This window comes from Polaribacter septentrionalilitoris (assembly GCF_009832745.1).
Lineage (GTDB): Bacteria > Bacteroidota > Bacteroidia > Flavobacteriales > Flavobacteriaceae > Polaribacter > Polaribacter septentrionalilitoris.
This window is the reverse complement of record NZ_VRMJ01000041.1, coordinates 105,066-117,696: the sequence shown is the minus strand read 5'-3', so window position 1 is coordinate 117,696 and position 12,631 is coordinate 105,066. Positions and strand designations below refer to the sequence as shown.

Genomic DNA, 12,631 nt, shown 5'->3' with positions numbered 1-12,631 from the left:
TAACTTGATTACTTTTTTACACTATTAATAAAATTTGTAACCAATTGCTCACCAACATCAGTTAAAATAGATTCTGGGTGAAATTGAACCGCTGAAATATTATAGGCTTGATGTTCTATAGCTTGAATTCCTCCATCTTCATCTCTTGCAGTTACTTTTAATTCGTTTGGGAACCCTTCATCTGTAGCTGACCATGAGTGATAACGAGCTGCCATAAACGTTTCTGAAACCTCTTTAAAAATGGTAGCTGATGGGTTTGTGACCCTCATTTCTGTGGCTACTCCGTGAAATACGTCATCTAAATTGATGATTTTTCCTCCGAAAACTTCTGTAATGGCTTGTAAGCCTAAACACACTCCAAATATTGGTTTTTTACCCGCGTAAGTTTTAATTACTTCTTTTAAAATTCCTGCTTCATCTGGAATCCCTGGACCTGGAGATAACATAATAATGTCGTAATTTCCAACATCTGCGATACTGATTTCATCATTTCTAAAAACTGCAGGAAAGTTTCCTGTAATTTTCTCAACCATATGAACTAAGTTATAGGTAAATGAATCGTAATTGTCTAAAATTAATATTTTCATATTTTTTTGTTGTGTAATCGTTTAATTGTGGATTTGTTTAATTGTTTACAAATCTTTATTAAAATGCTCAATCTGCGTTAGGGATTGAATGGCCTGTTTGAGCTCTTTTTTGTTTTTCTCAAAAAAAGCGAGTAATGAAAGCCCGTTAAAACGCCCTAAATATTCTCTGCTAAAATCAACGCTTTTTTTAACGCTGCTAACTTATTATTTACTTCTTGTAATTCTTTTTCTTCGTCTGAATGAATTACAATTCCTGCTCCTGCTTGATAATACAAGGTCTTATTTTTACTCACAAAAGATCGGATTGCAATGGCTAAATTTACTGAACCATCTAACCCAATAATTCCTACTGCTCCTCCATAAAAACCACGTGATTGATTTTCATAGGTATCAATCAGTTGCATAGCTTTGTATTTTGGTGCACCACTTAAAGTACCTGCAGGAAAAGTATCACCTACAATTTCTATTGGATTACCTTTTAACTTTCCTGAAACTGTAGATACTAGATGAATTACATGACTAAAATATTGTACTTCTTTAAACACTTCAACTTCTACATTATCTGCATGCTTGCTTAAATCGTTTCGAGCTAAATCTACCAACATTACATGTTCTGCAGTTTCCTTTTTGTCTGCGGATAATTTTTTACCCAATTGAATGTCTTTTGCCATATCTCCTGTTCTTCTGAAGGTTCCTGCAATTGGGTTGATAGTAGCTCTTCCTTGAGTAATTTTAATTTGTGCTTCAGGAGAAGATCCCATCAACTTAAAAGAACCATAATCGAAAAAGAATAAATATGGTGAAGGATTTATAGAACGTAATGCCCTGTAAACATTGAATTCATCTCCTTTAAATTTTTGTTGAAATTGACGCGATAATACCAACTGAAAAACATCTCCTCTTTTACAGTGTGATTTTGCTTTTTTTACATACTCGATAAACTCCTCACCTTTCACGTTAGAGGTTTCTTCTCCAACAATTTCAAATTTTTGTGTATTGAAAGCTTGTGCATCTATAATTGTCTGAATTTCTCTGATTCGAGATTCTGTACCTTCTTCAATATTTTCTATCAATGTCATTTCGTCATTAAAATGATTGATTGCAATAATAAATCTATAAAAACTATACTGCATCAAAGGAATTGCAGATGGAGCATCATCGACAGTTAAAGAAATATTTTCGAAATACTGCACAGAATCATAAGTAGTGTAACCATACAAACCATTAAAGGATTTTAATTCTGCAGGACAGTCTAAATCAATAGCTTGACTATAATTTTCGAAAATAGTATTGAAATTTTTATCAATTTTTTCATTAGCAAGTTGTAGTCCTTTATGAGAAAAACTCAAATGATGATTTTCTGCTTTGATGGTTACCACAGGTTCTATCGCAATAAAAGAAAAACTTTCTTCTTTGCTGTGATAATCTGAACTTTCTAATAAAAGCGTGTTCGCATATGTATCTCTAAAACGTAAATACAAACCAACAGGAGTTATTGTATCTGCAATCTTAGTTTTCGATAATGTCTTAAATTTTATTTTATTCATAACTGATTGTCAGTTCGAGCGCAGTCGAGAACATTTTTTTCTCTTTATTTTAATGACCTCTCGACTGCGCTCGAGATGACACTGTTTTAATTGAAAAAAGGCTTATCGTGAGATAAGCCTTTTTTTATATTGTTTACATATAGGTTTTATTCTCACTTATGAATTAAGAGAGTTCCACCACCATGTATTTTTTGTATTATTTTTCATAATTGAATTACAAAAATAGCATAGATTTTTAAATTAAACAACCTTTGCTCTTAAATATTTTATAAAAACTTAAACCAACAAATCCTTAAAACCAATACCTACAAGGTTTTGAAAACCTTGCAGGATAGCTAGGTTTATTTTCTAACAATCTGCACATTCATTTCTTCTACTTTTTTATCAGATAAAATTGAAGGTGCATTGAATAATAAATCTTCTGATGTTCCTGTTTTAGGGAAAGCCATTACTTCTCTAATTGAAGCTTTCTTTTCTAAAATCATCATTAAACGATCTACACCCCAAGCAATTCCTCCATGAGGTGGTGCTCCATACTGAAAAGCTTTGTACATCGTACCTACACTTTTAATCATTTCTTCTTTATTGTAACCCATATTTTTATAGGTCGCTTCTAAAATTTCTGATTTATGTGCACGAACAGAACCTCCACCAATTTCATAACCATTTAAGATTAAATCGTATTGTTGTGCTATTATGGTTCCTATTTCATCCTCTTTTCCATTCATATGTTTTTCTAAATCGTAAACTGCTGGCATTGAAAATGGATTGTGTGTAAACGTCCATCTACCATCATCATTTTTCTCGAACATTGGAAAATCTACTACCCAAGCTGGTCTTAATTCTTTTGGATTTATCAATTTTAAGATTCTTCCCATTTCTTGACGAACAGCATCTAAAGCTTTATTTGCTGTGGTATAATCTGCAGCAGAAAAGAAGACAATATCTCCAACTTGAGCATCAGTTGCTTTAATGATATTGGCTGCAATTTCTTCGCCTAAAAATTTAATTATTGGCGATTGCAAATCATTTTCATTTACGATAATGTATGCCAAACCACCTAAGCCATGTTGTTGTGCAATGGCTGTTAAGTTTTCAATCTGACCTTTAGACATACGTTTGTTGCCTTGTTCAGCAGCTGAAACCTTGATACATTTTACAATTCCACCTTCTTCTATAGGTTTACTAAAAACTTGAAAAGTAGTGTCTTTTACAATCTCAGTAATGTCTTGCATTTCCAAACCAAAACGTAAATCTGGTCGATCACAACCATATTTATCCATCGCTTCTTTGTAGGTAATGGTTGTAAAAGGATGTAAAATCCATTTTTTACCATAGATTTTTTTCACCACTTCATTAAACATTTTAGTGTTTAAATCTATGATTTGCTGCATACTTGCATATGCCATTTCAATATCTAATTGAGTAAATTCTGGTTGACGATCTCCACGAGAATCTTCATCTCTAAAACAACGTGCAATTTGGAAGTATTTTTCAAATCCACCTACCATCAACATTTGTTTGAATTGTTGTGGCGCTTGTGGCAATGTATAAAACGACCCTGCTTGTTTTCTTGTGGGCACAATAAACTCTCTAGCCCCTTCATCTGTTCCAGCTGTTAAAATTGGCGTTTCAATTTCTAAGAATTCTTCTTCATCAAGAATATCTCTTAACAACTTAATCACTTTATGACGATTTACGATTGCTCTGCGAACATCATCATTTCTATGATCTAAAAATTTGTATTGAAAACGAACATTTTCGTTCGATTTTGTGGCTCTTTTTATCTCAAAAGGTAAGGTTTTCGATAAGTTTAATATTTCTAATGTAGATGTTTCTAGTTCTATTTTACCAGTTCTTAATCCTGAATTATAATCGTCTTCTTTACGTTGAACAACAATTCCTTTTACAGTGATTACGGTTTCTGGTTTCAGTTTTACCAATTCGTCTAAATTCGGAAAAGTTTCTCTACTTAAACGTACTTGAAAAATTTCGTTATTAGATCCGCGTAAATCGATGAATATCAATTCTCCATGATCACGAACACTAGCTACCCAACCTGCTAAAGTAACGTCTTCATCAATTGATTTTTCAGAAAGTTGCGCAATTTTATGTGTTCTATACTCATCTTTTATAACAATTGGAATTTCTGGTAATTCTTCTGATTGGTTATTGGCTGTTGCTTGTTGGTTGTTGGTTTTTAGTTCTTGGTTTTTAGTTGTTGGCTTATTGCTTGAAGCTATAGGTGAATTGCTAAGAGCTTTTAGTATTTCTTCTCGTATTACTTTTCCAGAGGCTCCTTTACCAATAATTTTAATGGTTTTACCGACTAAAATTCCAGCTTTACCTTGGTTGCCATTTTTAATATCGTTCGCAATCGCTTCATTTTCCGAAATAACTTTAGTTACAGCATCTTTAATTTGACTTTCTGAAATCGTGTTTTCATCAAAGTACTTTTTGTAATCGAAAGTTCTATCTTTTAAGTATCTCGTAATTCCGTTTTGAACTAAAACCGAAGTAATTTTTTCTTCTTTAAATAATTGGAAAATTTCAATCAACTGAGCAACACTATGAATATTTGCATATTCATCAGCTGCAATATTATTCACCAAAGTTTTTGCGACAAAAGATGGGTCTTGTATCACATCATTAATTGCAACAAAAGTTTCTGAACGTAAAGAATCCGCAGTAAAAAACTTTGCATCTTGTGGTAAAACTCCACCTTTAATCAAAATAGATTCTACTGCAAAAGGTAAAGAACTGATATCAACATCAATAGTTTCTACTATATTTTTGATGTTTACAAATGGTAAATCTGGTTCTGAAATGAATCGATAATCCGCCTCAAATTCCTTTTTACGCATTGTTTTGGTCTGCTTTAAATCGGCATCAAACAAAACCGTAGTTTGGTCTGGTCTAAATTCTTTATGTTCTATATAGTAGTTGAGTTGTTTTTCAACTTCTTCTTTTAACGCTTCAATCATAAACTTAAATGAGTTCAAGTTTTTGATTTCTGTACGCGGATTTAAGTTGTAACTATGTTTTTTTCTAAGTGATACAGAAACATCCGATTTAAATTCCCCTTTTTCAAGATTTGCTTCAGAGATTTTTAAATTCTGAACAATTCTTTGAATGTATTGTGCGTAAGTAGATGCATCTTCAATATGACGAATACAAGGTTCTGTAACAATTTCGATTAAAGGAACACCAGCCTTATTAAAATCAACCAAAGAAAGGTTCTTTTCGTGCATTAATTTTGCAGCATCTTCTTCAATATGAACTTGTGTTAAGTTTACTGTAAATTGAGATCCATCATTTCTAAAACAAGAAACTTGACCATCTGGAATTACAGGATTATGAAACTGAGTAATCTGAATATTTTTAGGATTATCAGGATACTCATAATGTTTTCTATCCCAAGAAATCACTTCATTTTCAAAAGTAGATTTTACTGCTTTTCCAAAATAAATTGCTTTTTTAATGGCTACTTTATTTATAGAAGGTAAAACTCCCATTTGCCCTGTACAAACAGAGCATATATTTGTGTTGGGTTGGTCAGTTTCTTGGTTTGCACAAGAACAAAACAATTTGGTATTTGTGTTTAAACGAACGTGTGTTTCTAAACCAATCACCAATTCTAATTCGTGCTTTTTTAACAGCTCATTTAAGTGTTCTAACTCCATTATATCAATTGTTTTAAGAAGTTCGCAAATTGTAAAACCTTAGCATCATTATTTTGGGCCGCCGTAATTTGAATTCCTGTTGCTGTTCCTTGTGGAGCAGTTAATGTTGGTAATTGCCCTAAACTGAACCCAACTGTGTATGCATCTGACAAATACATAGCTAAAGGATCTTTTAAGCTGTCTCCAATTTTAGGAGGAGTATTTGGGGTTACTGGTGATAAAATAATATCAACTTCGCTAAAGTCTTTTTCAAAATTCGCAGCAATTTGATCTCTTAAGTTTAAGCCTTTTAAATAAATTTCATCAGAAAACCCTTGAGACAATACCTGGTTTCCACCAACAATTCTTCGTTTTGTTTCTTCAGAAAAATTTTCTGAACGTGTTATTGAATACGTATCTTTAAGATTATCGCCTTCAATTCTGTTACCATAATTTGTACCATCTAATCGTGACAAATTCGATGCAGTTTCAGCCATTGCTAGTGTATAATAGGTTGAAACTAACGTATCAGATTCAAAGAAATCCAATTCTTTTATTGCAATGCCTTTTGCTTTTATTTTATCTATTGTTCTTAAAAAATCAGCTTTAATTTCTGGTGAAATCGCATCACTTTCAATAAAGTTTTTGAAATAGCCTACTGATTTTACCTCATCTATTGCAATACTATTTTCTTTTGATATTTTTTCTGATGGATATGTGGTTTGATCTTTTACGTCTTTTCCACTCATCACATTTAAGACGATTCTAATATCTTCTATCGATTTTGCAATAGGCCCCACACAATCTGTAGATGATGCATAGGCCATCAACCCAAAACGTGAAATTCTTCCATACGTTGGTTTTAATCCATAGACATTATTGTATCCTGCAGGTTGACGAATAGAACCTCCTGTATCTCCACCAATTGAAAACACAGTGTAGTCTTTGGCAACGTTTACTGCAGAACCTCCACTTGAACCACCACCAACTAAATCAGGATTTATTGCATTTTTTACTGCACCAAAAATGGTGTTTTCTGATGATGACCCATGTCCAAAACTATCACAATTTTCTTTTACTAAAGGAATTGCTCCAGCAGCTAACAATTTCTGAATTGCAGTTGCTGTGTACGGGGATTTATATTTCTTTAGCAAATCAGAACTAGCCGTGGTATACGTTCCTTGAACCATATACACGTCTTTGATTCCAAATGGAATTCCTTCTAACAAACCTATTTCTTCTCCGTTTCCAATTTTAGCATCTACTTTTTTGGCTAAATCTAAAGCAATATTGTCTAATAATGAATTTACGGTGTTATGCGTGTTTGTTTTGAGTAAATCTAATTTTCCTTGAACCAAGTCTGTACAAGAAATTTCTTTATTCATCAATTGCTGATGAATTTTATGTATCTGTGACTCCATACTATTCTTCTATCACTTTAGCAACCACTAAATAACCATCCTTTTTCTTTGGAAAGTTTTCCATGATGATATCTTTTTCTATTTGAGAACTATCAATTACAACATCTTCTCTTAAATCATCTAAAGACAAGGCATTATTAGAATTATTACCCAAATTACTTGTTGATGTATTTGCTTTTTTAATTACATCAAACAATTTACTGACTGTATCAGATTCTTTGGCTCCTTTAATACTCGACAGAATGTCGACTGTCATCATTTTACTCATCTTTCTTATTTTTAGATTCTGAAAAAAGTTCAGAATAACAAAAAAGCCTTCCAAATTGGAAGGCTTTTTATATTATTAAACAACAACCTTCCAATCCTAGAAATTAGGATTATTGAAATTATTATTGTTATTATTATTGATCATTTTTTTCTAACTGAGCGTCAAATATAGAGAGAATAAATAGACTACACACTATTTTTTAGTATATCTCAATTTATTTATGAATTTGATAAATTAAATATTACTAATTTACTAGTTCCTCAAAATCTAAAGTTTTTACTGCTTATGATTGTTTTTATTTCAAAGAAAATTGAAATTGTAAAGTTTTTATGCTGTTATATCTTAATTAAAGTAGTTCACCTATAAAAAATATGATGAAGGCAATCTTACCAAAATTTGGCTCGTTTAAAAGAGATTATTTATTTGAAATCGATCAAAAAAAAACAGATAGAACAGGATAGTTGACTGCTTAACATCCTATACATTAGAAAAAAGTAATGCCATACTAATACCTTCTAATACCCTTTTTAATATGAAAAAAAGTATTCTTTATACATTTGTTTTGTTTACTGTAATTTTTGAACTATCAGCTAATAAATCACCTGTTTTAAGTGTGGTAAATTCTGATAATTATAATGAAGAATCAACTCTATTTACAAGTCACCAAACTACAGTTAAACCATTAGATGCCTTACTTGCACCCATACAAGCTATAAAAAATGGCAGTTGGCAAGATACAGCAATATGGTCTACTGGATCTGTACCAACAGCAAATGATGAGGTTTTAATACCGAAAGGAATAAAGGTAGATTTGGTAGGTGTTATTAAAGCGAAAGCAATTACTATACAGGGTGTTTTACAGGCAATTAAAGGACAAACAAATAATGCAGCAATAGAATTAGAAACTGAAAAGATTCTAGTTATGGGTGCCAGTGCACTTTTTGAGATTGGTACCGAAAATCAACCTTACATCGCCAATGGTAAATGTAAGATTACTCTTATTGGAGAAGATAAAAAAAGCTCAGGAAGAATGGGTGATAATTTTATAGGTGCAATGGGAGGAGGTACAATAGAATTACACGGTAAAGAAAAAATAAGCTGGACACATCTCGGTGCCAATGCCTCTATAGGTTCAAAAGAAATAACAATGACTAAACCTATTGATTGGGAGGTTGGTGATGAAATTGTTATTGTATCAAGCAGAACCAATTGGCAAGAGGCCGAAAAAAGAACTATCAGCGCTATTAGTGCGGATAAATTAAAAATCACTTTTCTTGAAGCTTTAAAATACCCCCATTTTAGTGCCGTAAAAACATACACAAGAGCAAAAGACAGCAAAACTTGGACAGCCGATTTAAGAGCTGAAGTTGGTCTTTTAACTCATAATATAAAAATTCAAGGACATCCAAATAGCGAACAAACTGGTTTTGGTGGACATATCATGGCAATGGCCAATAGTACACTTAATGCTAGTAATATTGAGTTATACAGAATGGGGCAAAAAGCAAAATTGGGTAAATATCCATGGCACTGGCATTTATTACACGAATTCGGATCTGGACAATATATTAAAAATTCTAGCATTCATAAATCTTTTAATAGAGCCATTACGATTCATGGCACAAGCTATACAAGAGTAGATAATAATTTTATTTATGACCATATAGGACATGGTGTATTTTTAGAAGATGGAAGCGAAAGATTTAATGTGATAAAAAACAACGTTGCACTACTAACTATAAAACCATTAAAAGGTGAAGAAGTCACACCTTCTGACAATCAACTTAATGAGGTACAAAATAGAACACCAGCTACCTATTGGATAACCAATCCTAATAATATATTTGAAAATAATGTTGCAGCAGGAACAGAAGGAACTGGTTATTGGTTTGCATTTCCTAAAAAACCCATGGGAGACTCTGCTAAAGATCCTAGATTTAACGGTATAGAACCTTACAAAGAACCTTTAGGTCTTTTTAAAGGGAATAAAGCGCATAGTTGCACAAGTGGTGTAGATGTTTTTGATCAACTTACGGAAAATCATAAGATACTGAGCAATAGAGGTTGGTTAAACAAAGACGAGCATTTATTTGAAGATTGCACCTGGTATGCTAATAAACTTGGGGTCTATTCAGGTTTAGGAAATAGTGTTGGAAATAGATTCGATTACACCAACAATCTCGTTTTCTATAATAATATTCTTGTTGATAATGCTACGGCTATTCAATTTGCAAGTTTTTCCCAAATCAAAAAATCTGTGATTGTAGCAGATTCTGGAACAGGAATTTTACAAGGAAACGCAAGGCTATATAGAATGTATGATGGTCCAGGACAAATTAGAGATTCTCACTTTGTCGGTTGGAACACAGGCAAAAGAACATTTATAAGCAGTGGTGGTGCAGCTACCAAGCACACCAATCATCATCTTTCTGGTATAACTACCGAAAATAATAAAATACCTCATATCATATTACCAAATTTTGATATTCCCATTAAAAATGATGACACCAGACCTCAAAATCCCTCTCACCCAAGAAACTGGATTACTGTTTTATTAGATGAAGATGGCTCTCTAACGGGTAAAGCGAATTCCTCTATTGTAAGCAATCATCCATTTATGTTGGTCGGAGATGAAACAAAACCTTCTCACTGGGTTAGAGCTTATGTAAGCGAGCATAATTTTGCATCTTCTGTATTACGTTTTCCTGGATTAGCCACTGCTCAAATTCCAAATGTATCTTGCAGAAGAATTAAAAATAATACTCCAATAGCCTCTGCATATCATATCTATGGCTTTAAAACTTTTATTCAATTTCCATTTATCGTTAACGAAGGATTTCAATACAACTATACTTTCGAAGCTCTACCTACCAATAAAAGCATTAATATAGCTATGGAAAATGCAAAAGTTGGCGATAACTATATTGTAAAGTTTTCAGACTTCGGTAGACTTGGTGGTTTAAATGTATCACTAGCTGGAAAAAGCTTAACAGAAAGCAACTCTTTAGCAACTCTAACGAGCTCTAATAATAGCTCCTTTTATAAAGAACGAAATGGAGATCTTTTCCTAAAGTTTGTAGCTACCCAACTAAACCAAACAATAAAGATCAATTGGTCTAGCAATTTTACGGTACCTATGCTAGATACAGATAGAGATTTAGTAAGCGACAGGCAAGAAATAATAAATGGCACAAACCCATTTACTGATGATGGCACATTAAATATAGTTGATTTTATTGTTGATAATGAAGCAAATCTTTTCCCAAACCCGGTGATTAATACTTTAAATTTTTCAGGTAAATATTTTGATCTTGATACTAATATTCAAATTTTTAACTCGACAGGAAAAATTGTATTAACAAAAAATCTAAGATCTAACTCAAGCAAGAAGAGTAAATCAATACATATTTCTGAGTTACCCTCTGGACTTTATATTGTGGTTATGAATAATAAAAGTAAAACGTTATCTAAAAAAATAGTGATTCAGTAAATAAGTAGTTTAAATTTTAGAACAAATTTCTAAACATTTTATAATACCAATAAAAACAAGATTCTTTAACGTTTAACACCTAACCTTATTATGTATTTAAATTTTATTCAATTGAATAAACAACTAAGGTTTTTATAACTTTCGGTTTATTTTATTTCAATGAAACTTGATACTGTAAAACCGCCATTCCTTTATAGCCTTTTTGTTGAATCGTTGTAGCATCAAAAATTGGTCTGTGTTGGTAACCTAAACTAAATTTTGTACTGTGTTTGCCATTCAGTAAAAAGTTCACACCAAAATCATACACTGTCATTTGATCGTTTAAAGCATCCCAATCAGAACTTTGAATTGCTATATTAGGTTGAATCACAAAAGATTCTCCTAAAATTTTAGATTCTTTAAACGCATAACCAAATTGCATGTACCAAGTTGTCCCAGTTCCTATCATTGGAAACGCTACTCCTGCTCCATTAAAATCTGTTCCTCCACCAGTTGTTGGGTTATTTGCACCTACATTTCTAATATAATCTTTTCCAAAGTCATAGTCGTAATATCCTAAATATGCAGTAATAGCTTCATCATTTGCTAAAGGTAAGTTTAAAAATGAATCTATTGCCCAATGTTTCATATCATAAATATTTGTTGATGCTAACGATGTATCACCATCACTCATTGCGTTTTCTTGAAATTGAAAACCTGCACCTATATTAAATACTTTTTTTGTATTTCCATAAGTCCCTGTTTGATAAGCAGACTTATTAGATTCATGCTCAAAAAATTGATATTTCATATAAGATGAAGTCTTTACTCTTGGTTGATTTTTCGCAAAATTAACCTCTCCACTTGGTATAGTTGAAGGAAGAAAAGGTCTATTAAAAGCTATCCTATAATCTACTTTTCCGAATTGTCCTTTTATCCAAGCACCAAATAAACGACCTAAATCGTCATTTTTTTCTACAGAATTTAAAGTAAATAAAGGCGAGTCTAATCCCATTAATGTTTTTGCAGAACGAATATTCCATCTATTTAAACCTTGCCATCCAGATTTACCAAGACCAACTTCAAAAGCTTTATCAAACGTATATTCTACGTAAAAATCTAAAACTTCTAATTGAAAGGTTTTATTCTTAAAATTATAATTATTACCACCAAATATTGAGTAGAGAAATATTTTAGGTGTTATTTGCGAAGAAACAGGTATTCTTATACGTCTAATAGAAATATCCAAAAAGCTACTTGTAGGTTGATTATTAATAAGAGAACCTTCATTTAAATCTGAATATCTCAACCAAATCTGCGAAGTCATATTCCACTTAATTACAGGTTTAAACTCTTTTTCTTCTTGTCCGTTTGAAATGATTGAAGAAAATAAAACCACCAATAACAACCACTTTTTAATTCGTTTCATTTTATATTTTTATTCTGAATTACAAGGCAAAATTATACTGAAGTTTCTTTCAAAAATGTGATAAACATCATGTATCAATAACTTTTTTTTACAACAAACCAGCACTAAATCGATATAGTTTTAGAATTTTAAGGTTTTAAAATAAAAGCTATAAAGCATTAATTATATTTCATTGAAAACTACAAAATTAAATTCACAAAAAATCAATTTTAAGGTGGTTTTTAGAAGATTTAAGCCACTTTTAGAGT

7 protein-coding genes are annotated in these 12,631 nt (G+C 31.9%); 1 reads left to right on the top strand and 6 read right to left on the bottom strand.

All coding sequences use genetic code 11. From position 1 onward, the window contains the following. Window positions 1-8 precede the first annotated feature (8 nt). From FP421_RS10685 to FP421_RS10665, 5 genes are all read right to left on the bottom strand, one after another. The gene (locus FP421_RS10685) at window positions 9-587 is read right to left on the bottom strand and encodes an anthranilate synthase component II (RefSeq protein WP_159950450.1); all 579 of its coding nucleotides are present in this window, start codon (window positions 585-587) and stop codon (window positions 9-11) included. Window positions 588-742: 155 nt separating this feature from the next. Continuing rightward, entirely contained in the window at window positions 743-2,134 is a 1,392-nt protein-coding gene (locus FP421_RS10680) for an anthranilate synthase component I family protein (RefSeq protein ID WP_159950448.1), read from the bottom strand. 341 nt (window positions 2,135-2,475) lie between these two features. Further along, window positions 2,476-5,817, bottom strand: a complete 3,342-nt coding sequence (gatB/aspS, locus tag FP421_RS10675) for a bifunctional amidotransferase subunit GatB/aspartate--tRNA ligase AspS (RefSeq protein ID WP_159950446.1) — start codon at window positions 5,815-5,817, stop codon at window positions 2,476-2,478. Beyond that, the gene (locus FP421_RS10670) at window positions 5,817-7,217 is read right to left on the bottom strand and encodes an amidase family protein (protein ID WP_159950444.1); all 1,401 of its coding nucleotides are present in this window, start codon (window positions 7,215-7,217) and stop codon (window positions 5,817-5,819) included. Before FP421_RS10670 ends, gatB/aspS begins: the two co-directional genes overlap by 1 nt. Before the next feature lies 1 nt (window position 7,218). After that, on the bottom strand, window positions 7,219-7,476 hold the full coding sequence (locus FP421_RS10665; protein WP_317163331.1) for an Asp-tRNA(Asn)/Glu-tRNA(Gln) amidotransferase subunit GatC: 258 nt from the start codon (window positions 7,474-7,476) through the stop codon (window positions 7,219-7,221). A gap of 541 nt (window positions 7,477-8,017) precedes the next feature. Here FP421_RS10665 and FP421_RS10660 point away from each other — a divergent pair. After that, complete coding sequence (locus FP421_RS10660) at window positions 8,018-10,975, top strand: G8 domain-containing protein (protein WP_159950442.1); 2,958 nt, start codon at window positions 8,018-8,020, stop codon at window positions 10,973-10,975. A gap of 151 nt (window positions 10,976-11,126) precedes the next feature. Here the strand turns inward: FP421_RS10660 and FP421_RS10655 are convergent, their stop codons facing one another. Then, a complete protein-coding gene (locus FP421_RS10655; protein WP_159950433.1) occupies window positions 11,127-12,383 on the bottom strand; it encodes a porin in 1,257 nt (418 codons plus the stop codon). Window positions 12,384-12,631: the final 248 nt, after the last annotated feature.